Here is a 23,400-nt window from a genome sequence, read left to right on the forward strand (position 1 = left end):
CCGATTTTTTCGCAGCACAACCAAGGAGCCCATCATGGAAGTCATCATCAATAAGGCCAAGTTCGACCGACTGGTCGGCGCGGTCGAGCAGCTGCAGACGCTCAACGCCGACGGCACACTCGCCGCCGCCTTCGCTTTCAATGCCGAAGGCGACAACGTACACAAGGCCGTCACCGCCTTCGACAACCTCGCCACCGCCACCGCCGTCATCCGCGTCGAAACCCGCAACGCCAGCCCATTCCTGCGCTACCGCCGCGAGATCATTGCCGATACCCCATCCGGTGCCGCCCTGCGCCGCCTGGTGCTCTCGCTCTACGGCCGCCATGCCGCACCGCTGCGCGACCTGTTCGAACACTTCGGCGAGCACGAATCCCGCGTCGCCCTCGAATGCATTACCAGCTTCGCCACCCACGGCGACCGCGACAGCCAGTTCATGGGCCTCGGCCTGGAAATCGGCCAGGCCATCAGCGATGAACCGATCGAGGTGGTGGCATGAGCGAGATCCAGATCATCCCCCTCGAGGATCACCTCGACAGCCAGCACGACGGCATGATCCGCGTCTCGGTCACTCTGCCCCGCGCCGACCTGGCCAAGCTGCATGCCTGGATGGATAGCGACACCTGGGAGAAAGCCGAAGCCGTCCGCAAGGCCCGCCTCGATGACTGCCTGAAGTCGCTCGAGCACGCGCTGAACTGGGCGCTTCGCCACGACACCAGCGGCGCTCGTGTCTTCGCCACGCTGCTGGCCAGCATGTACAACGGCAACCGCGTGAAGTTCGATGTCTCTGACCTCAAGCTGCTCGACTGCGCCAACTTCGAGCACGCGATGAACAGCATCCGCCTCTGCCAGGAAACGAACCGCGAGCCGCACCAGTTCTTCAAGGACGGCGGAAAGTTGTTCGAGCGGATGATCGGCGACTGGAAGCTGGAGAAGAAGCGGAGGGCTGCGTGATGAGCATCTATAAACGCTACTTCCGCGTCACCGCTGGCCCGCTGATGGACAAGGTCCGCGAGATCAATGCCGCAAACGACGCGAACCGTAAAACCGTCCTGGCATTTGTTGATGAAATCGGCGCCAAGAACGTTTACACCTACAAGGACGGCACCGTCAGCGGTTTTGAGTTCGATAAAACGCCAGATCAGGGCGTCTGGAAACAGCCGAACAGCTTCGGCAATTACATGCCCAGGAAGAACACCGCCAGCGGAAAGGTGATGCTTACGCGCATTCAGAAACTGCCGCGGCTTCTTTGCATCAGTAATGCCCTCGAAGTGATCGGTCTTCATGGCGACGTCCCCGTGCTGATCGGTGGCGGGATTGGTTACCGATCGACGCTGACCGGATCAACGAAGCTCGGCGTCATGTTCGTCGGCGTTCCCTGGCGCGATATCGATCCCGCAGAACTCGCCGAATACCAGCAAGAGCATGCCAAGGGCACATGGTTCTCCACAGAAATGGAACACCTCTGCTGGATTCCGTCGCCAGACATGCAGGAGATCAAGCGCTGGGAGATGGAGAAGGAGATCGATGAACTCAATGCGCGCCTGCGGGCGATGGCTGAGGTGCCGGCATGAAAGCCCGCGACCTGCTCCAGAAGCTGATGGCCGGCGATATCCCGCTCAACGCCACGCTGTACGTCCAGACCATCGACCCGGAAACCGCCCAGCCCGTACTGGTGCCGGTGACCGCCATCGCCCGCGGCGAATCCGACACCTACGGCAACGCCGCCATTCTTGAAATCGAGGAGTGACCATGCAAACCATGTACCCCTACCAGATCAACGCGATCATCCACCCGCTGTGCCAGATCGCCGAAGCCTACGAAGACGCCTACCGTCCCGAATGGCACACGCTGGCCAGCGCCGCCGCGTGCCTGGAACGCCTGCTGATCGGCGACAAGCCGGCCGACCTTGAACAGGTCGTCACCCGCCTTAAGGCGCTCGACCCGACCGACCCCGGCTATCGCCGCCCCGGAAAAACCTACCACTTCGCGGTCGACATGGCGATCACCGTGCTCGACGGCGTACGCCTCGGCCTGATCGAGGTTCTGCCGCGCGGCGACACCACGCCGGTATTCCTCGGCGTCGATCTGGCGGAAGGGCCGGACATCAGCGTGATCAGCCCCCCGTGCCAGGCCTATTCCCGCCGCGGAGGAAGCCATCATGCGTAAGCGCTGCCGCCGTACACATCGCCGCGAGGCCGCGCCGACCATCGTCGCTTACTACCTCAATCCAGAGGTCAGCACCCAGGAGCGCATGGCCGTCGAGGCCATCCGCGCCGGCTGGGCGAAGGTGGCGCATTTCGACGTGCTGGCAGACTGCCGCGACATGCTCGCGCTGGCCGCCGACGAAAAGCGCGACCAGCAGACGCTGGCGGTCTGCGAGCTCGGCCTGATCGCCCTGCAGAACATCAAGGACCGCTACGTCGACCGCCAGCGCCTGGTCGCCACCGGCGACGAGCTGCAGGCGCTCTACGCCCTGGTCGACGTCTCCGAGGATTTCTGGAAGCGCCAGCCGGGCAGCCTGTTCATCGATGCCGAGGCGGCCCTGTCGCGTTGCCGGGCGGAACAGCGGGAAAGGAGAGCGGCATGAAAACCTATGCCCTCATCTTCTGCTGGATTCCGATCGCCGCAGCGTTCATGGGAACCGGGCAGCCGGGATTCGGAAGCTATTTCTTCTGGGCGCTTGTGCTGACCGCGAACGCCGTCAACGCCTGTGCCAGAGCCTTCCACAAGGCCGGCGAAGAAAGCCATCGCCGGATCGACGACGAGATGAAGCTGGCCGCCCTGCTTTCGGAAACGGAAACGGAGTGGAACCAACGCTGCCTGGCGCACGATCTGTTCTGCGAAAGGGGGACCAAGTGACCGCCATCGCCCTCTTCGCCGCCACCTACTTCCTGGTGCTCTTCCTCGGCCTGCAGAGCCTCAACGTCAACGGCGGCCACAAGCTGCTGGCGGCGCTCACCAGCCTGGGAATCAGCACCGCCAACATCACCGTGCTGAAGCTGATGCCCGGCCCGACCAGCGCCTGGGAAATCGCCGCCTACTGCATCGGCGGCCCGGCCGGCATCGTCACCTCGATGCTCATCCATCCGTGGATGGTGCGCCGCTTCGGGAGAAAGCCATGAACCCCGCCATCTACCCCGCCGACTTGGCTGCCCTGACCGCCCAGCGCGCCGGCGAAAAGTACCGGCCGAGCAACGGCACCGAGAGCGAATGCTTCTTCGCCGCCTGGTGCCGCAAGTGCCAGCGCGACAAGTCCATGCGCGAAGGCGTCGATGTCGACGAGTGCGACGACAACGAGCGCTGCGACCTGATCGCCCGGACCTTCGTTTTCGACGTCGAGGACGCCGAATACCCCACCGAATGGCAGTACGGGAAGGACGGCCAGCCCTGCTGCACCGCCTTCGTCCCCGCCGGCGATCCGATCCCGACGCCGCGCTGCACGAAAACATTGGAGCTTTTCTGATGAGCAACCTGTTCGATGTCGTCGCCCTCGACGACAACTGCACACGCTTCGCCTGCCAGCGAGAACTGTCCGACTGCACCTTCGAAACAATCGGAAACTACGCCAGCGCCGACGAAGCGCAGATCGACTGCGATCTGATGAATGAGGCGGTTGAAGAAGATAACCGTGCCTGGGAAGACTTCCTGGCCCCCGTCTACAACCAACAACAAGGCGGTGCCCAATGACCGCCCGCCAACCCATCCACCGCAACCCGGACGACGTTCGCGAGATCCGCAGCTTCATGCTCTTCGGGGCCATCGGTGCCGGCGCCAAGGGCTTCATGCGTGGCTCGGCGCGCGTCGGCAACATGGTCGCCCGGCCGCGCTGCATCGGTTCGGTCGACGTCGATGCCGCCGCCAACCGCGACTTCAAGCGTCTGGTCGGCGTCGATGCCACGACGCTGGACATGTTCTCGCTCGAGCAATACATCGCCTTCCACGGCCGCACGCCGCCGGCTGGCTGGCGCGAAGCGACGCCGGACGACATCCGCCGCGCCGCCGGCTACGAGTTCCCGCACATCGTCTTCCTGAGCGCACCGTGCAAGGGCTTCTCCGGCCTGCTCAACGAGACCCGCAGCAAGACGGACAAGTACCAGGCGCTCAACGGCCTGACCGAGCGCGGCGTCTTCCTGATGCTCGAAGCCTTCGCCGAGAACCTGCCGGAACTGATCGTCTTCGAGAACGTCCCGCGCATCGCCACGCGTGGCCGCTTCCTGCTCGATCGCATCGTCGCCCTGCTGCGCCACTACGGCTATGCCGTGGCCGAGACGACGCACGACTGCGGCGAGCTGGGCGAACTGGCCCAGAGCCGCAAGCGCTTCCTGATGGTTGCCCGCCACATGGCCAAGGTCCCGCCCTTCCTCTACGAGCCGGCCAAAAAGCGGCTGCAGGCGGTCGGCACAGTCCTGGACCGCATGCCGCTGCCCGGCGACCCGGCCGGCGGCCCGATGCACCGCGTGCCGAACCTGCAGTGGAAGACCTGGGTGCGCCTGGCCTTCGTCGAGGCCGGCAGCGACTGGCGCAGCCTGAGCAAGCTGGCGGTCGAGGATGGATATCTGCGGGATTACCTGATCGTGCCGGGCTACCACCACGGCTACCTCGGCGTGCAGCGCTGGGACGAGACGAGCGGCACGGTGCAGGGACGGTCGACGCCGAGCAACGGGGCTTTTTCGGTGGCCGATCCACGCTTCGAGCAGTCCGCGCACTGGAACCACGGCCAGGCTTACGGCGTTCTGCGCGCCGACCAAGCAGCAGGCGCGGTCGCCGGACAGCAAGCCCCCGGGCAAGGCTACTACTCGGTGGCTGATCCGCGCCACCAGGGGCCAGCGAAGCACAGCAACGAATTCCGCATCGTGCCCTTCAACCACGCCGCGATGGCTGTCACCAGCGCCCACGGCAGCGGCCAGTGCGTGGCTGATCCGCGCGGATCCACCAACCCGGCCGACCTGCACGGCAAGTACAAGGTCGAACGCTGGGACGAGTATTCCCGCACGGTCATCGCCGGCAACGCCAACGGCGCCTACGCCGTCGCCGACCCGCGCCCGGCCGGCATCCCGCAGGCCGGCGACCACTACCAGACCGGCGGACACTACGGCGTCCGTCGCTGGGAAGACACCAGCGGCGCCGTCGCCTCGGCCGCGTGCCACGACAACGGCTTCTGGTCCGTTGCCGACCACCGTATGCCGGCCGCGACCGACAAGGTCGTCGCCGTCATCCGCGCCCTGGACGGCACCTGGCACCGCCCTTTCACGACGCTGGAACTCGCCGCCCTGCAGTCGATCATCGAGCCCGAGGAATACCTCGAGCTGGACGGCCTCAACGACAGCGCCTGGCGCGAACGCATCGGCAACGCCGTCCCGCCAGCCGCCGCCGAGGCCATCGCCTCGCAGATGTACCAGACCCTGCTGCTGGCCTGGTCGGGCGAAACCTTCCTGCTGTCGTCGACACCCATCTGGGTGCAGCCGGTGGCGGTGGCGCTGAGTGTGGCGCAGGGAGTGGTTGGGTAACGCTGGCAGTAACGGGCCGAGCCGCGACAGCGGCGGAGGTCCGCGTTGACTGAAATGTTATGCGGCAATTTTGAAAGGAAGAACATGAACACTGACACCAACAACGCCAAGCTGCTGCTCCTGTTGCAGCAAGCCTTCGACGCGCTGGAAGCCACTGCCGACAGCGACATTGACCACTTCGAGGACGAGGAAGAAGAAGCCGAAGCAGTTCCGGCGCAGTACGCCTGCCGCAAGATCATGGATGCCATGGACCTGCTGCGAGCGGCGAACAGGGAGCGCCTGCTTGGCGCATAACGCTAAATAGCCGGCCTCCACGCCGCCTATTCTGTCCACAGCCGACTTTTACATCAAATGATCACCTATATCGCCAGCGCATGAACCACGACGCCCTGATCCGCCACCTGACCTACTACGCCGACCTCATGATCAAGGATCTGCGAGAGGATCACGCCCGCAGCTACCTGCGCGGCTGCATCCCGGTCTGGCGCGATTCCTACGGCCAAGATGTAGCTGCACAGATGGGCCGGATCATCGCCCAGCGTTTTCGGGAACGTGCGAGCCATGCCGCTTGATCAGCCGCCGGCAAGGGCGACAATCCATCTCACGGTCGACGAGCTCGTCGACCTGACGGATCGGCGCATGCCATCGAAACAGATCCAATGGCTTGAGCAGAACGGATGGAAATACATCGTCTCGGCGGCCGGCAGACCAAAGGTTTCCCGGGCCTACTATGATCGGATGATGGGTGCGATCGACGCCGATCCGGCAGATGGCGCGCAAGAACCCGACTTTTCTCATTGGACGGAAAAAAAACATCATGGTGGGTCGCAGAAAGAACAATCTGGAGTTGGGCATGTCCAGGCTGTACGTCTACGAAGGCAAGCGGCATAACACCTACTACACCGTCGACCGCAACAACAAATACATCAACCTCGGCCACGACGAGCTCGAGGCCAAGCGCAAGTTGCTGGAGATGCAGGGCGAAGAGCCGGAGCGCGGCACAGTCGCTGACTATCTGGCACAGATGATGGCCGATCGCTGGCGCCTGGTGAAAGCCAGGAAGCTTTCGGCGGCGACGGTTGAAACCAATGAGCTGGAAGTCGACCAGTTGAACAAGGCCTTCGGCAAGATGGACCCAGCCGCCGTCAAACCGAAGCATATATGGCTCTACCTGCACACCCATCGCGGCGCCGAAAACCCGGTGCGCGCAAATCGAGAGATCGCGCTGTTTTCCAAGCTGTTCAACCGCCTGGTCGGCGCTGGAATCGTCGATCGAAACCCATGCCAGGGCGTCGAGCGAAACGAAGAACGACCCCGCGAACGCCTGGTCGGCGACAAGGAATTCACCGCCTTCCTCAAGTTCTGCGTTCGCAAGAGCGAATCGGGAAAGCGCATGGCCTTCGCCGCCTACCTGGCCTACCTCACCGGCAAGGCTCAGGGCCAGATCCTGAAACTGACACGTCACCAGCTTGAAACCGAAGGCATCCGTTTCCAGGCCCGCAAACGCGGCGCCGGCACGCTGGTACTTTGGACGCCACGACTGCGCAAACTGGTCCGCACCGCGCTGGCCATGCCATGCAACATCTCGCCGCTGTTCGTGATCCACACCAAGGACGGAACGCCCTACACGTCGGACGGTTTCAAAAGCATCTGGCAGCGCCTGATGGCAGAGTGGTGCCAGCTCGGCAACGAACGCTTCACTTTCCACGACCTGCGGGCTAAAGCCGTCACCGACGTCATTGACCAGGGCCGCAAAGCCAGCGACCTAACCGGCCACCGCCAAGAAGCCACCATCAACCGCGTCTACGACCGACGCCGGCTCAGAAAATCGAAGGCCGTCCGGTAATCGATCTTAGGAAAACTGGACAATCATCTTAGGAAATCGCCAGCCGCGCCTGGCCACAGTCACCACCAGAAAAAGAAGAAGCCCCGCAGGGCGTACCTTGCGGGGCTTCGTATCTTGGGGCGACATACCGGGATCGAACCGGTGACACCTGGAATCACAATCCAGTGCTCTACCGACTGAGCTAATGCCGCCGTCGAAGAAGGGCCGCATTTTAAGTGCTCTCAAGCCGGCTGTCTACAGGTTTCAGCGATTTCCGACGATCAGCCGCTGTCTCGTCGCTGCATGCCGGCCGTGATATGATTGGCGGCTTTATTTTTCGGCTCTGAAGTCTCAAGGAATTCTCATGGAAGCAACCACTGCACAAGCTAACGAACTGGAACGCCGCATCGATCTGTCCGTCGCCATCGCCGACGTCGAGAAGGAAACCGACGAACGCCTGAAGCGCATGGGCCGCAACGTGAAGATGTCCGGCTTCCGCCCGGGCAAGGTCCCGTTCGCCATCGTCAAGCAGCAGTACGGCGCCCAGGCCCGTCACGAGGTACTGGCCGAGCAGCTGGACCGTGTTTTCGCCGACACGGTCAGCGAGCAGAAGCTGCGCGTTGCCGGCTACCCGCGTATCGAGCCGAAGACCGGTGAAAACGCGACGCACATGGAATTCTCGGCCGTCTTCGAGGTGTATCCGGAATTCACCCCCGGCGACCTGTCGACCGCAGAAGTCGAACGCCCGACGCTGGAAGTATCCGCCGCCGAAATCGACAAGACCCTGGAAATCCTGCGCAAGCAGCGGGTCCGTTACGAAAACGCCGATCGTCCGGCACAAAAGGAAGACCGTGTCGTCATCGACTTCCTCGGCAAGAAGGACGGCGAGCCCTTCCCGGGCGGCGCTGCCAACGATTATCCCTTTGTGCTCGGCCAGGGCATGATGCTGGCCGATTTCGAAACTGCCGTCGAAGGCAGCAAGGCAGGTGAAACCAAAACCTTCGACCTGACCTTCCCGGCCGACTACTTTGCCAAGGATCTGGCAGGCCAGACCGTCCAGTTCGACATCACCGTCAAGCAGGTGCAAGGACCGAAGCTGCCGGAAGTCGACGCCGACTTCGCCAAGCAGATGGGCGTGGCCGACGGCGACGTCGCCAAGATGCGGGCCGAGATCGAAGCCAACCTGAAGCGCGAAGTAAAGCGTCGCATCGACGGCAAGCTGAAGGACCAGGTCATGGAGGCCCTGCTCAAGGTCAATCCGATCGCCGTGCCCAACGCCCTGGTCGAAATGGAAATCCAGCGCCTGATGCAGGCCGCCCGCCAGGACATGGAACAACGTGGCATGAAGACCAAGGACATGCCGATCCAGCCCGAATGGTTCGCCGACCAGGCAAAACGCCGCGTCACGCTTGGCCTGATCCTTGCTGAGGTGGTGAAGACGGAAAAGCTTCAAGCCACGCCGGAACAAGTGCGTACGCTGGTCGAGGAAACCGCCGCCAGCTACGAGCAACCGGAAGAAGTGATTCGTTGGTACTACGCTCAACCGCAACGTCTTGGCGAAGTGGAAGGCGTGGCGATCGAAAACAACGTGGTCGCGTGGGTGCTGGGCAAGGCCAAGGTCACCGACAAGGCTGCCGTTTTCGACGAACTGATGGGGCAGCAGCAGTAAGCTGTACCTGCGTCACGAAAACGACAAACGTCTGAAACGCTACACAAGGGCCGACATGATTATCGACAACGCAAGCAACTGGGATCCGCAGGCCCTTGGCCTCGTCCCGATGGTGATTGAGCAGAGCGGGCGCGGTGAACGCGCATTCGACATCTATTCCCGCCTGCTCAAGGAGCGGGTGATCTTCCTGGTCGGCCCGGTCAACGACGCCAGCGCCAATCTGGTCGTCGCCCAGCTGCTGTTCCTGGAAGCCGAGAATCCGGACAAGGACATCTACTTCTACATCAACTCGCCGGGCGGTTCAGTGACGGCCGGGATGTCGATCTACGACACCATGCAGTTCATCAAGCCGGACGTGTCGACGCTGTGCATCGGTCAGGCCGCCTCGATGGGTGCCTTCCTGCTGTGCGCTGGCGCCAAGGGCAAGCGTTTTGCCCTGCCCAACTCGCGCGTGATGATTCACCAGCCGCTGGGTGGTTTCCAGGGCCAGGCCTCGGACATCGCGATCCACGCCAAGGAAATCCTGTCGATCAAGGACAAGCTCAACCGCATCATGGCCGAGCACACCGGCCAGCCGCTGGAAACGATCGAGAAGGACACCGACCGCGACAATTTCCTTTCTTCCGCCGAAGCGGCAGAGTATGGTTTGATCGACAAGGTATTGACCCGCCGCGACGCCGCGGCCTGATCGAGGGAGTCTAAGATGGATAAGGGCGGCCAGGACAAATTGCTCTATTGCTCTTTCTGCGGAAAGAGCCAGCACGAGGTGAAGAAGCTGATCGCCGGTCCGTCGGTGTTCATCTGCGATGAGTGCATTGCACTGTGCACCGACATCGTGCGCGACGAACTGCCGGAAGAGTCCGGCAAGGCAGGCCGCTCAGACCTGCCGACACCGCGCGAGATCAGCACCATCCTGGATCAGTATGTCATCGGCCAAGAAGTCGCCAAACGCATCCTGTCGGTAGCGGTCTACAACCACTACAAGCGCCTTCGCCATACCTCGCGCAATGCCGAGGACGTCGAACTGGCCAAGAGCAACATCCTGCTGATCGGCCCGACCGGCTCCGGCAAGACGCTGCTCGCCCAGACCCTCGCCCGCCTGCTCAATGTGCCGTTCGTGATGGCCGATGCCACGACACTGACCGAAGCCGGCTACGTCGGCGAGGATGTCGAGAACATCATCCAGAAGTTGCTGCAAAAGTGCGATTACGACATCGAAAAGGCACAGCAGGGCATTGTCTACATCGATGAAATCGACAAGATCTCGCGCAAGTCGGACAATCCGTCGATCACCCGCGACGTCTCCGGCGAAGGCGTGCAGCAGGCATTGCTCAAGCTGATCGAAGGCACCACCGCATCGATCCCGCCGCAAGGTGGCCGCAAGCACCCGAACCAGGATTTCCTGCAGGTCGACACGACCAACATCCTGTTCATCTGCGGCGGTGCCTTTGCCGGTCTTGAGAAAGTGATCCGCAACCGCTCCGAAAAGGGCGGTATCGGCTTTGGTGCTCAGGTCAAGAGCAAGGACGACGGCAAGGAAGTCGGCAAGATTCTGCTGGAGACCGAACCCGAGGATCTGATCAAGTTCGGCCTGATCCCTGAACTAATCGGCCGCCTGCCCGTGGTTGCCACGCTGCAGGAGCTGGAAGAAGACGCCCTGGTGCAGATTCTGACCGAGCCGAAAAACGCCCTGGTGAAGCAATACCAGAAGCTGTTCTCGATGGAAGACGTCGAACTGGAAGTCCGGCAAGCCGCCCTGACGGCAATCGCCAAGCGGGCACTGGAACGCAAGACCGGCGCGCGCGGCCTGCGCTCGATCATGGAACACGCCCTGCTCGACATCATGTACGAACTCCCCGGCATGGAAAATGTCGAAAAGGTCGTAATCGACGAGAATACGATTACCGGCGACGCTGCACCGCTGATCATTTACGCCGACCAGCCCAAGGTGTCCGGCTCGAACTGAGCCGGGCAGTCTTGAAATCCGGTTTCCCGCCCCCACCTAGGGGGCTCGTATCCTATTCAAAGGCACTCTGATGTCGAACCCCAACACGCTCCCGGAAACCGTCGAACTCCCGCTGCTGCCGCTGCGCGATGTCGTCGTGTTTCCGCACATGGTCATTCCGCTGTTCGTCGGACGCCCGAAGTCCATCAAGGCACTGGAAATGGCCATGGAAGCCGGCAAGAACATCCTGCTGGTCGCCCAGAAGTCGGCCGCCAAGGATGAGCCGGAAGCCGAAGATTTGTACCGCATCGGTTGCCTTGCCAACATCCTGCAGATGCTCAAGCTGCCGGACGGTACCGTCAAGGTACTGGTCGAAGGCACCCAACGCGCGCGCATCGACGCCATCGATGTCCAAAGCTCGGTCTTCATGGCCACCGCGGAGCCTCTGCCCCAGGCGGGTATTGAAGACCATGAAATCGAGGCGATGCGCCGCGCCGTGGTTACGCAGTTCGATCAATTCGTCAAGCTCAACAAGAAAATTCCGGCCGAGGTCCTGTCGTCGATCGCCGGTATCGAAGATGCCGGCCGCCTAGCCGACACCATTGCCGCCCACCTGCCGCTCAAGCTCGAGCAAAAGCAGGAAGTGCTGGAAATGGAAAACATCCGCGACCGCATCGATCGCTTGCTGTCGCAACTGGAAGCCGAAATCGACATCCTGCAGGTGGAAAAGCGCATCCGTGGCCGCGTCAAGCGCCAGATGGAAAAGAGCCAGCGCGAGTATTACCTGAACGAGCAGGTCAAGGCGATCCAGAAGGAACTCGGCGAAGGAGAAGAAGGCGCCGATCTCGAGGAACTGGACAAGAAGATCAAGGCAGCCGGCATGAGCAAGGAAGCGCTCGGCAAGGCCCAGTCGGAACTGAAGAAATTGCGCCTGATGTCACCGATGTCGGCCGAAGCCACCGTCGTGCGCAACTTCATCGAAACCCTGATCGGCCTGCCGTGGCGCAAGAAAACCCGTATCAGCAAGGATCTGCAGGAAGCCGAGAAGATTCTCGACACCGACCATTTCGGTCTGGAAAAGGTCAAGGAGCGCATCGTCGAATACCTCGCCGTGCAACAGCGCGTGGACAAGGTTAAGGCCCCGATCCTGTGCCTGGTCGGCCCGCCGGGCGTCGGCAAGACCTCGCTCGGCCAGTCGATCGCCAAGGCGACCAACCGCAAGTTCGTGCGCATGGCGCTCGGCGGCGTGCGTGACGAGGCCGAAATCCGTGGCCACCGTCGGACTTACATTGGCTCGATGCCGGGCAAGATTCTGCAGAGCCTGACCAAGGTCGGCGTACGCAATCCGCTGTTCCTGCTCGACGAAGTCGACAAGCTCGGCCAGGATTTCCGTGGCGACCCGTCCTCCGCGCTGCTCGAAGTCCTTGATCCGGAACAGAACAACACCTTCCAGGACCATTACATCGAAGTCGATTTCGACCTCTCCGACGTGATGTTCGTGGCCACCGCCAACTCGCTGAACATCCCGGCACCGCTGCTCGACCGGATGGAAGTCATCCGTCTGGCCGGCTACACCGAGGACGAAAAGGTCAACATCGCCATGCGCTATCTGCTGCCCAAGCAGATGAAGAACAACGGCGTCAAGAAGACCGAACTGACGGTTGCCGAAAGTGCCATCCGCGACATCGTCCGCTACTACACCCGGGAAGCCGGCGTCCGTGCGCTGGAGCGGGAAATCTCCAAGATCTGCCGCAAGGTGGTGAAGACCCTGGTGCTGAAGAAGCGCGAATCGAAGATTGCGGTCAACGCCCGAAATCTCGACAAATTCCTCGGCGTCCGGCGCTACAGCTTCGGCATGGCCGAAAAGGAAAACCAGGTCGGCCAGGTGACCGGTTTGGCGTGGACCGAGGTCGGCGGCGAACTGCTGACCATCGAGTGCGCCAGCATGCCCGGCAAGGGCAATATCCTGCGCACCGGCTCGCTGGGTGACGTGATGAAGGAATCGGTCGAAGCCGCCCGTTCCGTCGTGCGTGCCCGCGCCCGCCGCCTGGGCATCAAGGACGAGGTGTTCGAGAAGACCGACCTGCACATCCACGTGCCCGAAGGCGCCACGCCCAAGGACGGCCCGTCGGCCGGCATCGCGATGACTACCGCGCTGGTCTCCTCCTTCACCGGCATTCCCGTTCGCTGCGATGTCTGCATGACCGGGGAAATCACCTTGCGTGGCGAAGTGCTGGCCATCGGCGGCCTGAAGGAAAAGCTGCTGGCAGCCGTTCGCGGCGGCCTGAAGACGGCGCTGATTCCCGAAGAGAACGTCAAGGACCTGACCGAGATTCCCGACACGATCAAGAACCGCATCGAAATCGTGCCGGTGAAATGGATCGATCAGGTCCTCGGACTGGCGCTCGAACGGACCCCGGAAGCCCTGCCGGACACGCCGCCCGCGGAAACCGCCGTCCAGACGGCGGCAGGCGACGCAGGCAGCACGACCGTCGTTACTCATTGATTTGAAAGGCAAGGATGCCGATGCATTGTCATCGGCATCCAAGCACCTTCTGCCCGGCCCCGAAGAATCCGCCAAAATCCGCTTGACACAAGGATTTCGCGGAAGATATAAATCCGCCTTCTCTGGATTTTCACACCAAACCATCCACATCCACAGTAGGGGATTTACTCATGAACAAGACTGAACTGATCGATCAGATCGCTGCCTCCGCCGACATCTCCAAGGCTGCCGCCGGCCGCGCACTGGACGCCGCCGTCGACGCCATCAAGGATGCCCTGAAGAACGGCGACAGCGTCAGCCTGATCGGTTTCGGCACCTTCTACGTCGGCGAACGCGCTGCCCGCACCGGTCGCAACCCGCGCACCGGCAAGACGCTGACCATCAAGGCTGCCAAGTCGCCGAAATTCCGCGCCGGCAAGGGCCTCAAGGACGCCGTCAACTGATATAATCCGCCGCTCTCTGCAGCGGCAGACGGGTGCTTAGCTCAGTTGGTAGAGCGTCGCCCTTACAAGGCGAATGTCGGCGGTTCGACCCCGTCAGCACCCACCAAATTCGAACCCCGCCCCAGTGGCGGGGTTTTTGTTGTCCGTAATTTGGCGCAGAATTCGAGCATGACCGACGCCCGCCCAAGCAACGACAACGACAAGACCGGCGACGCGCTGAGCGAGCAGCGTTTCAGCATGCTGAGCGACATCGCCCGCGAGCTGTCCAGCGACATCGTCTTCCCGACTTATTTCGACGCCATCCTGAGGCTCCGTCAGGCACTGGAGAATCCCGATCTGTCGCTGACCGACATCGGCAAGATCATTGCGCTCGACCCGCTGATCAGCGCCAAATTGCTCCACATGGCCAATTCTGCAGCATTCAACAGTGCCGGCCGGCCCGTCGTCGAGCTGAAAACCGCTGTTGCAATGCTTGGCTTGACCACCGTGCGTTCGACGGCAATGGCGATTGCCATGCGGCAATTGATGCGCGCCAAAAGCCTGGCGCAATTCGCGTCGACCATGCAATTGCTGTGGGAGCACACCATTCGTTGCTCGGCCGCCGCCAGGGTACTGGCTGAGAAGCTGACCCGGGTCAATCCGGATGAAGCCATGCTGGCCGGGCTGATTCACGATCTGGGCGCGTTTTACATGCTCTATCGCGCCACCCAGTACGAAGAGCTCCGGAATCGGCCGGACAGCCTGCGCCACCTGATCCTGCACTGGCACGAAAGCATCGGCATCAGTCTGCTGACCGCTTTGGGCCTGCCCGATGAAATCGTCAATGCGACGGCCGAACATGACCGCCCTCGCCTGCTTCCATCGCCGCCCAGTAGCCTGCACGACATCATCTATATCGCCAACCTGCTGGCCGGCAGCCAGCGCGAATGGTTGCAGGAAATGGACGACGCCACGCTCAAGTTGCAGCAGGAAGCCAAAACCCGGTTCCAGGAATTCCTGCCCGACATCGAAGCGATTACCGACGAACTTCAGCGCACGCTGAAGGGCGATTGATCAATCGCGCCGACCATGGCGCGTCGGCGACTGCGTTGCCGAGAGGATGCCGCGCAGGATGTTCACTTCGTCGCGCTCCAGAGCGATCCGGCCGAACAAGCGGCGAACCTTCTGCAGCAGGCGGCCGGGCTGGGCCGGATTGAAGAAACCGGTCGCGGTCATCACCTGCTCGAGGTGGCGGTAGAGGCCTTCCAGCTCGTCGTGGGTCGCCGGCGGGGCCGAAAACGGCGTGGCATGCTGTTCCAGTAGCGGTGCCGCACCGGCATGGGCGGCCATCCGGCATTCGTAGCAGAGCACCTGAACCGCCGCGCCCAGATTCAGGGAACTGAAATCGGGGTTGGTCGGAATGCTGACCGCCAATTGACACAAACCGAGTTCCTCGTTGCTCAAGCCGCTGGTCTCGTTGCCGAACACCAGCGCCACATCGCCCTCGCCGGCAGCCGCAACCAGACGCTCCACGGCCGTCCGCGGCGTTGCTGGCGCCGGCCCCAGGTCCCTCGCCCGCGCCGACAAGGCCACCGTCAATACGCAGCCTTGCAAGGCTTGCGCCAGATCGCCGGTGATTTTTGCCCGTTGCAGTACGTCGACCGCACCAGTTGCCCTGACATCGGCTTCGGGATCGGGAAACTGCTTTGGCGAGACCAGACGCAGATCGGACAGCCCCATGGTTTTCATCGCCCGGGCGGCAGCGCCGATATTTCCCGGATGACTGGGACGACAAAGGACCACACGGATACGGGACAGAAGTATTTCAGGGTTCATGGTGTAAAATCGCGGTTTTCCAGACAACGAATCGGGTGGCGCGGAGGGTTCCGCAGGCCGCCCGATCGCTCTTTAAAGCCCATGCATCCAGCTCTCAATATCGCCATCAAGGCCGCGCGCCGTGCCGGCCAGATTATCAATCGCGCATCGAACGACCTCGACTCGATCAAGGTCGCCAGCAAGCAACCCAACGATTTCGTCACCGAGGTCGACAAGGCCGCCGAAGCCGCCATCATCGAGACGCTGCAGGAGGCTTATCCCAATTACGGCATTCTAGCAGAGGAGTCCGGCACGGCTGCCGGCAAGGCCAATGCCGAATATCAGTGGATCATCGACCCGCTGGACGGCACCACCAACTTCATTCACGGCCTGCCGCAATACGCCGTGTCGATTGCCCTGGCCAGGAAAGGCATCGTTGAACAGGCCGTGGTCTTCGACCCCAACCGCAACGAACTGTATACCGCCAGCAAAGGCGGTGGCGCCTTCCTGAACGAGCGCCGCATCCGCGTCTCGCGCCGCACCAGACTCGGCGAAGCCCTGATCGGTACCGGCTTCCCCTACCGCGAATTCGACAAGATCGAGCTCTACCTGAGCATCTTCCGCGAATTGGCCGAAAAGACTGCCGGCCAGCGCCGCCCGGGTGCCGCTTCGCTCGATCTCGCCTATGTCGCCAGCGGCCGCTACGACGGCTTCTGGGAGTTCGGCCTGGCCCCGTGGGACATGGCAGCAGGCACCCTGCTCATCTCCGAAGCCGGCGGCCTGGTCAGCGACTTGCGCGGCGAGGCCAACTATCTGGAAACCGGCAACCTGATCGCCGGCACGCCGAAAGTCTTCGCGCCGCTGCTCAAGCTGATTGAAGAAAAGCTGCCGGCCTCGATCCGCGGCTGACCTCGCAACATCCCGATCCTCCAAAGCGCCCGAGCGGCGCTTTTTTTACATCGAAAAAATATTGCAATGGAAAATCCGGCGCCGGAAAAGCAAAACGGCCCTTCAAGGGCCGTTTTTGCAGTTTCCTGGCGGAGAGGGGGGGATTCGAACCCCCGATAGGCTATTAACCTATACACGCTTTCCAGGCGTGCTATTTTTTTGCCATTGACGGCCTATTGACGGGATTTTTCGTAAAGCATATCATCATTTTTTGATTTTCCGTCACAATTTGGTCACACCAAACGATGGCAACCTTCCGACAACGTGAGTCTGGCTACTGGCAAGCAATCATTCGCCGCAAGGGGTGGCCCGAGGAATCGAAAACCTTTCGCACCAAGAGCGAGGCCGAGGCATGGGCATCCCTAGTCGAGGCCGACATGAGGCGCGGCATCTACCAGTCAGCCAGCGAAGCAGAACGCACCACTGTCAAAGATCTCATTAAGCGATTCCGCGAGGAATTTGCACCGAAGCACTATCGCAAACGAGATGACGAGAAGGAGGCCTGGCGTTTTCAACTGTCCAGGATTGAGGATTTTTTCGGCGATTATTCCCTCGCCGCCGTTGATCAAAAATTGATCGCTCGCTATCGCGATGAACGACAGAAGCCACCGACCGGAAGCAAGCTAAAGGCAGTTGGCGACAGCACTGTGCGCAAAGAACTGTACATGCTGTCCAAGCTTCTGAAATTTGCAGAGACAGAATGTGGCATTGCCCTACCAAGAGGGAATTCAGTCTCGAAAATCCGCAAGCCTCGTGAAGGGAAATCGCGTGAACGTCGGCTCACTATAAAGGAATGGGAGGCTTTGGAACGCGAATGCAGGAAAAGCCGAAACCCTTGGCTTGCCTCGGCAGTTACATTTGCAGTGGAAACAGCTCTGCGTCAAGGGGAAATGCTATCGCTTCTGTGGGCACATATCGACAAGAAGCGCCGGCTTGCCTTGCTGCTTGATCCTGAGAAAATCAAAACAGAGGAACCTCGTGCGGTACCTCTTAGCTCCCGTGCGTTGGCAACTATTGAGGCCCTCCCCCGCTCTACATGTGGCCGTATTTTCCCGGTGGAACGATTGACGCTTTATCATGCCTTCTGCGCCGCCTGCACGCGAGCAGGCATTACAGACTACACATGGCACGACTTGCGGCATGAGAGCCTATCCAGACTGGCAGAGAGAGGGGACCTATCCGTACTGGAACTAGCCGCAGTGTCTGGGCACAAAACGCTCCAGATGCTAAAACGCTACACCCACCTGCAGGCCGAAAAATTGGCTGAAAAACTGGGATAGCAATAAAGCTGTTTGACGCAGGGGCTACTCTTCGGCCAATCCGGCCGTTCGAATCACTTCACTCTTCGGTCAGCAAACTGCTGGTTACCTGCCGCGCAGTAAGCAGAAGCGAGGAACGGCAGCATTTATATCTAACAAACTCTGCTTCGACAGAAAAACCAAGGCTATATTCAAGAAATAGTGTGATGAGTCATTCAGGCAACCGTCAGATTTCGACGGAATCGGAGAGATAATCCGTCCGTTGATTCAGTTCGAGGTGGGGAATGGGCGACTGCTGTTCATCGTCCGGGTGCGACGCAAAGCATCCGCAAAAACGCCGCTGTCCCATCAATGGGACCGAGTGCGCGGAGGTCCCGACGCGGACCGTCGCCCACCACATCAAGGAGCCGTGGAACTGGACGCCGACCGCCGAACGGTTCTACTTCTGCGACGATCCCGACTGCGATGCCGTCTATTTCGGAGACGATGGCTCGGTTGTCCCCAAGTCCATGTTGAGGACGCGGGCCGGAGCGAAGGAGCGGGACGGGGATTCCCTGCTGTGCCACTGTTTCGGCGTAAGCAGGGCCGACTTCGACAAAGACCCGTCCATCAGAGATTTCGTGGTGGAGCAGACCAAGGCGGGACGCTGCTCCTGCGAGACCAGCAATCCGTCCGGGCGGTGCTGCCTGAAAGACTTCCCCAAGCCGAAAGGCTGACCGGCAGCGAAGCCGCTACCCGATGGCCGCCTCCAAAAACCGCTTAGCGGAAAGCCCATTGCCGGCCGTTCGCGTGGCCGTCCTTCACGAACCGAACGCTGCCGCAGTGTGGACACGCCCTCACGCTCGCCATGCGAGCCTGTTCGACGGCCGATTTCACCACCTGCCCCTCGCGGACGGAGAGGGCTTTTTTGACCGTCTCGATCTCGTCGGCGGAAAGGGCCGCCACGGCGGCCATCATCCGTTTCAGTTCCCTTGGCGTCATACGAAAGCTCCGTTTTTGTTCTTCGGGAGATGCTATACGTATAACGCACAATAAATCAATGGGTTGACTTTCTCATCCCACTATTTCTTGAATATAGCCAAAACCAAGTAACGTTGGTGCGAAAGCGACGGGCACCTCTCTCCCTGACCATTTCCGGCGAAAAGCTTTCAAAAATGTAACGCGGGGGTCAGCGTCCTGTTGGTATCGGACTCCTAAGATGACATCACGGTTGGACGAAATGAGTCCGACACGATTAACCCGATGTCACAAGGAGAGAACCATGAAAACGAAATTTTCCCAATTAGCCCTGATCGCTGCGATCAGCCTCGCTGCAGCTGGAACGAGCTACGCTCACGAGGATTATTCCGAGGCCGGCACCAACCATTGGCTGAGCCACGTTTCAGAAACCAAGAGCGCACCGACGGCAAATCAACTGGCTTCGTTTGGTTACACGGCCACGAAAAACGCCGACCGAGAGGTCACTCTGTCCAGCGGTAGCAAATATCTGAACGTCACGCGTCTGGAGACCATCAAGATCAACGTCGCTGGCAAGAGCGTCGTCTGGACCTTCGACACGCTGGGGACCGCGCCGTTTCCACTTTCCAAGATCATATCGGGAGCCGACGGCATCACCGTCTACGTGACCGAAAACCCTGCCTATCAGGGCGGCTGATCAACCTGACGGCTAGGTGATGCAATTGTCACCCAGCCGTTGGCAAATTGTCAGGATCGAATCCTTAATATTGATATCGCAGTACAACAGCACCTATTCATGAGGAGATGAAAATGTTCAAGAAGATGCTCGCAATCGTGGCCCTGAGTTCCCTGGGTGTTACCGCCTACGCAGTTGATGCTTCTCAAGTCGAGAAGTCCATTGAGTTGAAGGACGGTTCGACTGTTTATATTTTCAAAGACGGCAAGATGGGTATGGAAGACAAATATGGTCGCGCAACCTATATGGAATCTGGCCATGTGATGGAAACCAAGGACGGCAAAAAAATCATCATGAACGGAAACGAAATCTGGCGTGTTGACGAATTGCTGCACAAAGACCATCGCGGTTAATTTCCCGCATCACTCGAATTCGGCGGCTCCTTTGGGAGCCGTTTTCATTTTGAAGTACCGTTCAAGCATCGCCTTCAATTCCTGACTCCATTGGGCATGATCTCTGGATTGGCCTTGTGCGTATAGCACCGGAGCAACCTGCCGGAAAACGGCATGAATCTTTGGATCGAAATGCTGGCCATCTTCCCGTTCCATGATGCTCAACGTCTCTTCCAATGACAAGGCTGGTTTATACGGGCGAACAGAGGTCAATGCGTCGAACACGTCGACCAGGGCAAAAATCCGTGCGGCCAACGGTATTGCCTCGCCAATGAGCCCATCCGGATACCCTTTCCCGTCGAAGCGTTCGTGATGATGCCGGATGGTCTTCTCTGCGCCAGCCAGCCAGGGATTGCCGGCGACGATCTCGATGCCGAGCATGGCGTGGGTCTTCATGACCTGAAATTCTTCGCTGGTCAGCCGTCCCGGTTTCAACAGAATCTGATCCGGAATGCCGATTTTTCCAACGTCGTGCAGAAAGGCGCCCAGCACCAGTTCGGCAATGGTTTCCTTGCCAACACCCAGTGCTTCGGCAAGTGAGACCGCATAGCAGGTAACCCGGTAGTTATGGGCGTCGGTATCTGCATCACGCTTGGCGATGGCGTTTCCAAGGGAGCGCAGCAGCGAAAGATTGGATTCCAGGAGTTGAGACGACAATGCCACCGTTTGGCCCAGCAATCCCGACATTAACGGGTAAAGCAACAGCGCTGCCGCGAATACTGATATCGAGGCCGTCAGCGCAGCCCCGCGAATCTGTTGTTCTCTCTCTTGCAGTGCCGAGCGGGACACCAGGCTGATTCCCTCGACATAGCCTGCAAGACGGCCATCACTGGTGGTCATCGGCAGAATGACCTGAACCAGTTCTTCGCCAGCCACCGAAAATCGTTTGCTATGGCTGCCTGGAGCTGGCGGCCATGGATGGCGCTGTTGTCGGGCGATCTCTTTCAGCGACTCGGGGAGTGACCGCCAAGCATCAAACACCATCTCCGTATTGGGCGAAAAAACTCGAATCCCGACAAACTCATCGGTCAGCAACTGCGAAATCGCGGAATGGCTATCTCCTTTATCCCCGCCGACCGCCATTTGCATGGCGGGCGACTCGAAATGCCTGACCCCCGCTATGGCGCGTTCAAGGGTGCGCTGCTCTACGCGATACGATTCGACCCAGTAGGCAAGACCTCCCGCGAGACTGCCAACCAGGAGCGCACCTATACCGAGGCGCCGCGCCAACATGCGGCGCAATTGCCGGTGTGTCTGGGGCAGTTGAATAGCGTTCATTTCAGATTCTGTAGCAGTTCCATGGAGTGCTTGAAGTGGCTGCTGACGCGATCGAGTGAGAATTGGTGCATTAACGAATTTTCAGCCATTTTCTGTCGTTCGACATCCATTTCCACCGTGTTGCCATCAGTAGCCGCTTGGTAAGGTACGTGATACTTTAGTGGGAATGGTGATGTTTGCCCGGTGCCCGAGAGATGTCCGGTAGCCGTGCTCGTCAATGGCAACGATGAGGAGGCACCTTGAACGATTTTGGCAGCCTCTTCAATGTCAATATCAACGGCCTTATAACCTGGAGTATCGGCATTGGCGATGTTCGAGGCCAGGAGTTGCTGCCGATAGACACGAACACCCAGCATTTTCTGCTGAAAATTGTGACCGGCATGACCGCCTTGTCCAACTGTGAAGTGATTGGGATGGGCTGACGCCGTGCTGGAGGCCATTCCGGAAGAATGCCCAGTGTGCCCAACTACCCCGGCACCTTGTCCGCCATGATTGCCATGACTGACCACTGGGTTGTTTGCCTGCTGAACAATCGCCTGATTCAAGGCCTCGGAAAACCCTCCGTTGTTGGCCCCCCCGAGGACGCACTATGTCCCTCGTGCCCTCCTTGAACAGAAGTAGATGGGGGAATTGCCGGTGGGATAGGAGGGGCTCCAGCCATGACACTGATTACTCGTTCATGATCAGGATGGCCTTCACCGGATCAATCTGGCCGACGCCATGCCATTTCAGATCGCTGTTTGCTACGGCCGGCTTTGCCAGGCATCCATGATTGCATTCGATGATCCAGCGTTTCTGAAGCACCGTTCGACAATAGTTGTAGGTAAGCAGCTTCGGGTCACTGCCGACCGCAAGCGCCAGCGTGCGACATACACATCGATCGCCGTGCTCTGCCGGTTTGTGGATATCCATGACTGAAATGCCGAGGCCTCGATTCCGAGGCCTTTACTGGGCAGTTACTTTCCATCTCGCGGATGGAAATGTTTGCTCTTGTCCTTGGCTGCGTTCGGCTTGTCAGCCTTTGCATCCGGCATGCTTTGCGGCATTCCGGTTTTTTCCTGGACATGGGAATGTGGCTTGGAAGCAGCCTTGTCAGCCTGTCCTTCGGCAGCCTTCGGCGCAGCGGCCTTTTCGTCGGCGAAGACGACGCCGGTCATCGTGGTGCCAGCAAACAGAACGGCGGCAATGAGGGAGGAAACTTTCATGATCTTGACTCCTGAGTTTTGGGGATTTCAACGGTCCGAATCGAATGGACAGATTCAGTTTGTGCTTCTGTCACTGTTAATAGGATGACTTGTTGATTGCATTGTTGTCAGGAAGTGTGGCCAAATACGGATTCACCAAATGCCCGATTGCGTCGGCAAGCGCATCACGCAATTGCCGTTCGCAACACCCCATCAAAATTCCGTCCTCCAGTGCATCCTGGGCCATCTGGCGAAGTTCATCCAGGTTCTCATTGAGTACCTTGATTTTTTCCGTACAGGCAATGACCTTGCCGGAAGAGTCTTGCCAGCGCACCGACCCCGACGAACTCATCATCGAGTTCACTTTGTCGAATGTTGGGCTAGTACCTGCAAAACCCGGTGCTGGTACTCCATGCTGTCGAGGGTGTATGCCTTCCAATACTCGATGGATAAATTGCCGACTGCAGCCCACCATGCCCCGCTTTGCCCAGGATCATCCAGAGACAGCGATGAAGTTTGCTCAAGGAGTTCCTTGAGCGGGGAAAACTGCGTGGAAACCATCTTTTCCAAACAATCGAGATTCACGCCAACCAACTGGGAAACCAAATGGAAGTCGGGGGATGTGTTGAAAATTGCGAACGAATTGTGTGCGGACATGATTTTCTCCCTGCGGCACGATCAAGGCCCATTGCCTCGTAGGGGGAGTTTGCCTGTGGGTAGCTGTCGCACCCATAACGGGAACATTACAACTCGGTCACTGTTTCGTCAGCTTGTTGCCGTGCTGTTCACTGGGAGCGATTATCTATTGAGTCTGGGCACTTAGCCCCAGAAAGACCTGTTGCCTCCGCCTCTCGAATTCGCCTGCGGAAACCTGCCACTGTGGGTTATGGGGGGAGTTCAGTTCGACAGCGACAATCCGACGCACATAAGCCAGCGCGGATGCCTTGCCTCGCGTAA

The 23,400-nt window shown here is 59.9% G+C and carries 33 protein-coding genes, 2 tRNA genes and 1 pseudogene; 27 read left to right on the forward strand and 9 right to left on the reverse strand.

The genetic code is table 11. The features are described from left to right. Positions 1–34: 34 nt before the first annotated feature. The 15 genes and pseudogenes from L0962_RS05510 (at position 35) to L0962_RS05575 (ending at position 7,353) form a co-directional block, all read left to right on the forward strand. Positions 35–496 carry a hypothetical protein gene (locus L0962_RS05510; RefSeq protein WP_234085344.1) on the forward strand — a complete coding sequence of 154 codons (462 nt, stop codon included), beginning with the start codon at positions 35–37 and terminating at the stop codon, positions 494–496. Further along, positions 493–951 (forward strand): hypothetical protein, encoded by a 459-nt coding sequence (locus L0962_RS05515; protein ID WP_234085346.1) that lies wholly within the window; start codon positions 493–495, stop codon positions 949–951. The genes L0962_RS05510 and L0962_RS05515 overlap by 4 nt, the downstream gene beginning before the upstream one ends. Continuing rightward, a complete protein-coding gene (locus tag L0962_RS05520; RefSeq protein WP_234085354.1) occupies positions 951–1,571 on the forward strand; it encodes a hypothetical protein in 621 nt (206 codons plus the stop codon). Before L0962_RS05515 ends, L0962_RS05520 begins: the two co-directional genes overlap by 1 nt. Further along, entirely contained in the window at positions 1,568–1,747 is a 180-nt protein-coding gene (locus L0962_RS05525) for a hypothetical protein (RefSeq protein ID WP_234085355.1), read from the forward strand. Before L0962_RS05520 ends, L0962_RS05525 begins: the two co-directional genes overlap by 4 nt. Positions 1,748–1,749: 2 nt before the next feature. Continuing rightward, a complete protein-coding gene (locus L0962_RS05530) occupies positions 1,750–2,166 on the forward strand; it encodes a hypothetical protein (protein WP_234085357.1) in 417 nt (138 codons plus the stop codon). Beyond that, positions 2,159–2,587 (forward strand): hypothetical protein, encoded by a 429-nt coding sequence (locus tag L0962_RS05535; RefSeq protein ID WP_234085365.1) that lies wholly within the window; start codon positions 2,159–2,161, stop codon positions 2,585–2,587. The genes L0962_RS05530 and L0962_RS05535 overlap by 8 nt, the downstream gene beginning before the upstream one ends. Further along, positions 2,584–2,859, forward strand: a complete 276-nt coding sequence (locus L0962_RS05540) for a hypothetical protein (RefSeq protein WP_234085367.1) — start codon at positions 2,584–2,586, stop codon at positions 2,857–2,859. Before L0962_RS05535 ends, L0962_RS05540 begins: the two co-directional genes overlap by 4 nt. Beyond that, positions 2,856–3,122, forward strand: coding sequence for a hypothetical protein (locus tag L0962_RS05545; protein WP_234085369.1), 267 nt, complete (start codon positions 2,856–2,858; stop codon positions 3,120–3,122). The genes L0962_RS05540 and L0962_RS05545 overlap by 4 nt, the downstream gene beginning before the upstream one ends. Next, entirely contained in the window at positions 3,119–3,463 is a 345-nt protein-coding gene (locus tag L0962_RS05550; protein WP_234085371.1) for a hypothetical protein, read from the forward strand. The genes L0962_RS05545 and L0962_RS05550 overlap by 4 nt, the downstream gene beginning before the upstream one ends. After that, a complete protein-coding gene (locus tag L0962_RS05555; protein WP_234085373.1) occupies positions 3,463–3,687 on the forward strand; it encodes a hypothetical protein in 225 nt (74 codons plus the stop codon). Before L0962_RS05550 ends, L0962_RS05555 begins: the two co-directional genes overlap by 1 nt. After that, the gene (locus L0962_RS05560; protein ID WP_234085374.1) at positions 3,684–5,507 is read left to right on the forward strand and encodes a DNA cytosine methyltransferase; all 1,824 of its coding nucleotides are present in this window, start codon (positions 3,684–3,686) and stop codon (positions 5,505–5,507) included. Before L0962_RS05555 ends, L0962_RS05560 begins: the two co-directional genes overlap by 4 nt. Before the next feature lie 84 nt (positions 5,508–5,591). After that, a complete protein-coding gene (locus L0962_RS05565) occupies positions 5,592–5,801 on the forward strand; it encodes a hypothetical protein (RefSeq protein WP_234085375.1) in 210 nt (69 codons plus the stop codon). 80 nt (positions 5,802–5,881) lie between these two features. Then, positions 5,882–6,079 (forward strand): hypothetical protein, encoded by a 198-nt coding sequence (locus L0962_RS05570; protein WP_234085376.1) that lies wholly within the window; start codon positions 5,882–5,884, stop codon positions 6,077–6,079. Continuing rightward, positions 6,069–6,224 (forward strand): annotated as a pseudogene (locus tag L0962_RS18280) (DUF4224 domain-containing protein); the annotation flags it as partial. The gene L0962_RS05570 and the pseudogene L0962_RS18280, both read left to right, overlap by 11 nt. 52 nt (positions 6,225–6,276) lie before the next feature. Then, entirely contained in the window at positions 6,277–7,353 is a 1,077-nt protein-coding gene (locus L0962_RS05575) for a hypothetical protein (protein WP_234085377.1), read from the forward strand. A gap of 115 nt (positions 7,354–7,468) precedes the next feature. On the opposite strand, the gene L0962_RS05580 is transcribed toward L0962_RS05575, so the two are convergent. Then, a tRNA-His gene (locus L0962_RS05580) sits at positions 7,469–7,544 on the reverse strand. A gap of 152 nt (positions 7,545–7,696) precedes the next feature. On the opposite strand from L0962_RS05580, the gene tig reads away from it, so the two are divergent. The 7 genes from tig to L0962_RS05615 all read left to right on the forward strand — a co-directional run bounded on the left by tig (position 7,697) and on the right by L0962_RS05615 (position 14,948). After that, positions 7,697–9,001, forward strand: a complete 1,305-nt coding sequence (gene tig, locus L0962_RS05585; RefSeq protein WP_234085378.1) for a trigger factor — start codon at positions 7,697–7,699, stop codon at positions 8,999–9,001. Positions 9,002–9,056: 55 nt separating this feature from the next. Next, a complete protein-coding gene (gene clpP, locus L0962_RS05590; RefSeq protein WP_255680621.1) occupies positions 9,057–9,689 on the forward strand; it encodes an ATP-dependent Clp endopeptidase proteolytic subunit ClpP in 633 nt (210 codons plus the stop codon). Between the two features lie 15 nt (positions 9,690–9,704). Then, complete coding sequence (gene clpX, locus L0962_RS05595; RefSeq protein WP_234085379.1) at positions 9,705–10,967, forward strand: ATP-dependent Clp protease ATP-binding subunit ClpX; 1,263 nt, start codon at positions 9,705–9,707, stop codon at positions 10,965–10,967. 70 nt (positions 10,968–11,037) lie between these two features. Continuing rightward, positions 11,038–13,452: an endopeptidase La gene (gene lon / locus L0962_RS05600; protein ID WP_234085380.1), complete on the forward strand. Its 2,415-nt coding sequence runs from the start codon at positions 11,038–11,040 to the stop codon at positions 13,450–13,452. 170 nt (positions 13,453–13,622) lie between these two features. Next, positions 13,623–13,895 (forward strand): HU family DNA-binding protein, encoded by a 273-nt coding sequence (locus tag L0962_RS05605; protein WP_234085381.1) that lies wholly within the window; start codon positions 13,623–13,625, stop codon positions 13,893–13,895. Between the two features lie 30 nt (positions 13,896–13,925). Then, positions 13,926–14,001, forward strand: a tRNA-Val gene (locus tag L0962_RS05610). A 62-nt stretch (positions 14,002–14,063) separates the two neighbouring features. After that, on the forward strand, positions 14,064–14,948 hold the full coding sequence (locus L0962_RS05615; protein WP_234085382.1) for an HDOD domain-containing protein: 885 nt from the start codon (positions 14,064–14,066) through the stop codon (positions 14,946–14,948). On the opposite strand, the gene L0962_RS05620 is transcribed toward L0962_RS05615, so the two are convergent. Then, positions 14,949–15,710 (reverse strand): RNA methyltransferase, encoded by a 762-nt coding sequence (locus L0962_RS05620; RefSeq protein WP_234085383.1) that lies wholly within the window; start codon positions 15,708–15,710, stop codon positions 14,949–14,951. 81 nt (positions 15,711–15,791) lie between these two features. Between L0962_RS05620 and L0962_RS05625 the strand changes: the two genes are divergently transcribed. The 3 genes from L0962_RS05625 to L0962_RS05635 all read left to right on the forward strand — a co-directional run bounded on the left by L0962_RS05625 (position 15,792) and on the right by L0962_RS05635 (position 18,612). Continuing rightward, on the forward strand, positions 15,792–16,598 hold the full coding sequence (locus L0962_RS05625) for an inositol monophosphatase family protein (RefSeq protein ID WP_234085384.1): 807 nt from the start codon (positions 15,792–15,794) through the stop codon (positions 16,596–16,598). Between the two features lie 284 nt (positions 16,599–16,882). Continuing rightward, entirely contained in the window at positions 16,883–17,917 is a 1,035-nt protein-coding gene (locus tag L0962_RS05630) for a site-specific integrase (protein ID WP_234085385.1), read from the forward strand. Positions 17,918–18,180: 263 nt separating this feature from the next. After that, on the forward strand, positions 18,181–18,612 hold the full coding sequence (locus L0962_RS05635; RefSeq protein WP_234085386.1) for a hypothetical protein: 432 nt from the start codon (positions 18,181–18,183) through the stop codon (positions 18,610–18,612). A gap of 43 nt (positions 18,613–18,655) precedes the next feature. On the opposite strand, the gene L0962_RS05640 is transcribed toward L0962_RS05635, so the two are convergent. Beyond that, on the reverse strand, positions 18,656–18,877 hold the full coding sequence (locus L0962_RS05640) for a hypothetical protein (RefSeq protein WP_234085387.1): 222 nt from the start codon (positions 18,875–18,877) through the stop codon (positions 18,656–18,658). A gap of 280 nt (positions 18,878–19,157) precedes the next feature. Between L0962_RS05640 and L0962_RS05645 the strand changes: the two genes are divergently transcribed. Together L0962_RS05645 and copK are read left to right on the forward strand one after the other, a co-directional pair. Then, entirely contained in the window at positions 19,158–19,550 is a 393-nt protein-coding gene (locus L0962_RS05645; RefSeq protein WP_027458812.1) for a CzcE family metal-binding protein, read from the forward strand. A 113-nt stretch (positions 19,551–19,663) separates the two neighbouring features. Beyond that, on the forward strand, positions 19,664–19,942 hold the full coding sequence (gene copK / locus L0962_RS05650) for a periplasmic Cu(I)/Cu(II)-binding protein CopK (protein ID WP_234085388.1): 279 nt from the start codon (positions 19,664–19,666) through the stop codon (positions 19,940–19,942). Between the two features lie 9 nt (positions 19,943–19,951). Here the strand turns inward: copK and L0962_RS05655 are convergent, their stop codons facing one another. The 6 genes from L0962_RS05655 to L0962_RS05680 form a co-directional block, all read right to left on the reverse strand. Then, positions 19,952–21,259 (reverse strand): HD-GYP domain-containing protein, encoded by a 1,308-nt coding sequence (locus L0962_RS05655; protein WP_234085389.1) that lies wholly within the window; start codon positions 21,257–21,259, stop codon positions 19,952–19,954. Continuing rightward, on the reverse strand, positions 21,256–21,804 hold the full coding sequence (flgB, locus tag L0962_RS05660) for a flagellar basal body rod protein FlgB (RefSeq protein WP_234085390.1): 549 nt from the start codon (positions 21,802–21,804) through the stop codon (positions 21,256–21,258). Before flgB ends, L0962_RS05655 begins: the two co-directional genes overlap by 4 nt. Before the next feature lie 124 nt (positions 21,805–21,928). Continuing rightward, on the reverse strand, positions 21,929–22,171 hold the full coding sequence (locus L0962_RS05665) for a hypothetical protein (RefSeq protein WP_027458823.1): 243 nt from the start codon (positions 22,169–22,171) through the stop codon (positions 21,929–21,931). Between the two features lie 44 nt (positions 22,172–22,215). Further along, positions 22,216–22,464, reverse strand: coding sequence for a hypothetical protein (locus tag L0962_RS05670; protein ID WP_027458824.1), 249 nt, complete (start codon positions 22,462–22,464; stop codon positions 22,216–22,218). A gap of 76 nt (positions 22,465–22,540) precedes the next feature. After that, entirely contained in the window at positions 22,541–22,798 is a 258-nt protein-coding gene (locus L0962_RS05675; protein WP_234085391.1) for a hypothetical protein, read from the reverse strand. Positions 22,799–22,803: 5 nt separating this feature from the next. Next, complete coding sequence (locus L0962_RS05680; protein WP_027458825.1) at positions 22,804–23,100, reverse strand: hypothetical protein; 297 nt, start codon at positions 23,098–23,100, stop codon at positions 22,804–22,806. Positions 23,101–23,400: the final 300 nt, after the last annotated feature.

It is taken from the genome of Azonexus sp. R2A61 (genome assembly GCF_021401135.1).
In the GTDB taxonomy this organism is placed as follows: Bacteria; Pseudomonadota; Gammaproteobacteria; order Burkholderiales; family Rhodocyclaceae; genus Azonexus.

Coding starts and splice junctions, on each gene's coding strand:
- L0962_RS05555 (WP_234085373.1), top strand. CDS start 3,463: ATGAGCAACCTGTTCGATGTCGTCGCCCTCGACGACAACTGCACACGC.
- L0962_RS05570 (WP_234085376.1), top strand. CDS start 5,882: ATGAACCACGACGCCCTGATCCGCCACCTGACCTACTACGCCGACCTC.
- L0962_RS05630 (WP_234085385.1), top strand. CDS start 16,883: ATGGCAACCTTCCGACAACGTGAGTCTGGCTACTGGCAAGCAATCATT.
- lon (WP_234085380.1), top strand. CDS start 11,038: ATGTCGAACCCCAACACGCTCCCGGAAACCGTCGAACTCCCGCTGCTG.
- L0962_RS05530 (WP_234085357.1), top strand. CDS start 1,750: ATGCAAACCATGTACCCCTACCAGATCAACGCGATCATCCACCCGCTG.
- L0962_RS05620 (WP_234085383.1), bottom strand. CDS start 15,710: ATGAACCCTGAAATACTTCTGTCCCGTATCCGTGTGGTCCTTTGTCGT.
- L0962_RS05520 (WP_234085354.1), top strand. CDS start 951: ATGAGCATCTATAAACGCTACTTCCGCGTCACCGCTGGCCCGCTGATG.
- L0962_RS05510 (WP_234085344.1), top strand. CDS start 35: ATGGAAGTCATCATCAATAAGGCCAAGTTCGACCGACTGGTCGGCGCG.
- clpP (WP_255680621.1), top strand. CDS start 9,057: ATGATTATCGACAACGCAAGCAACTGGGATCCGCAGGCCCTTGGCCTC.
- L0962_RS05670 (WP_027458824.1), bottom strand. CDS start 22,464: ATGAAAGTTTCCTCCCTCATTGCCGCCGTTCTGTTTGCTGGCACCACG.
- L0962_RS05655 (WP_234085389.1), bottom strand. CDS start 21,259: ATGAACGCTATTCAACTGCCCCAGACACACCGGCAATTGCGCCGCATG.
- tig (WP_234085378.1), top strand. CDS start 7,697: ATGGAAGCAACCACTGCACAAGCTAACGAACTGGAACGCCGCATCGAT.
- L0962_RS05675 (WP_234085391.1), bottom strand. CDS start 22,798: ATGATGAGTTCGTCGGGGTCGGTGCGCTGGCAAGACTCTTCCGGCAAG.
- L0962_RS05635 (WP_234085386.1), top strand. CDS start 18,181: ATGGGCGACTGCTGTTCATCGTCCGGGTGCGACGCAAAGCATCCGCAA.
- copK (WP_234085388.1), top strand. CDS start 19,664: ATGTTCAAGAAGATGCTCGCAATCGTGGCCCTGAGTTCCCTGGGTGTT.
- L0962_RS05575 (WP_234085377.1), top strand. CDS start 6,277: ATGGCGCGCAAGAACCCGACTTTTCTCATTGGACGGAAAAAAAACATC.
- clpX (WP_234085379.1), top strand. CDS start 9,705: ATGGATAAGGGCGGCCAGGACAAATTGCTCTATTGCTCTTTCTGCGGA.
- L0962_RS05515 (WP_234085346.1), top strand. CDS start 493: ATGAGCGAGATCCAGATCATCCCCCTCGAGGATCACCTCGACAGCCAG.
- L0962_RS05565 (WP_234085375.1), top strand. CDS start 5,592: ATGAACACTGACACCAACAACGCCAAGCTGCTGCTCCTGTTGCAGCAA.
- L0962_RS05535 (WP_234085365.1), top strand. CDS start 2,159: ATGCGTAAGCGCTGCCGCCGTACACATCGCCGCGAGGCCGCGCCGACC.
- L0962_RS05615 (WP_234085382.1), top strand. CDS start 14,064: ATGACCGACGCCCGCCCAAGCAACGACAACGACAAGACCGGCGACGCG.
- L0962_RS05640 (WP_234085387.1), bottom strand. CDS start 18,877: ATGACGCCAAGGGAACTGAAACGGATGATGGCCGCCGTGGCGGCCCTT.
- L0962_RS05560 (WP_234085374.1), top strand. CDS start 3,684: ATGACCGCCCGCCAACCCATCCACCGCAACCCGGACGACGTTCGCGAG.
- L0962_RS05605 (WP_234085381.1), top strand. CDS start 13,623: ATGAACAAGACTGAACTGATCGATCAGATCGCTGCCTCCGCCGACATC.
- L0962_RS05645 (WP_027458812.1), top strand. CDS start 19,158: ATGAAAACGAAATTTTCCCAATTAGCCCTGATCGCTGCGATCAGCCTC.
- L0962_RS05680 (WP_027458825.1), bottom strand. CDS start 23,100: ATGTCCGCACACAATTCGTTCGCAATTTTCAACACATCCCCCGACTTC.
- L0962_RS05625 (WP_234085384.1), top strand. CDS start 15,792: ATGCATCCAGCTCTCAATATCGCCATCAAGGCCGCGCGCCGTGCCGGC.
- L0962_RS05550 (WP_234085371.1), top strand. CDS start 3,119: ATGAACCCCGCCATCTACCCCGCCGACTTGGCTGCCCTGACCGCCCAG.
- L0962_RS05540 (WP_234085367.1), top strand. CDS start 2,584: ATGAAAACCTATGCCCTCATCTTCTGCTGGATTCCGATCGCCGCAGCG.
- L0962_RS05525 (WP_234085355.1), top strand. CDS start 1,568: ATGAAAGCCCGCGACCTGCTCCAGAAGCTGATGGCCGGCGATATCCCG.
- L0962_RS05665 (WP_027458823.1), bottom strand. CDS start 22,171: ATGGATATCCACAAACCGGCAGAGCACGGCGATCGATGTGTATGTCGC.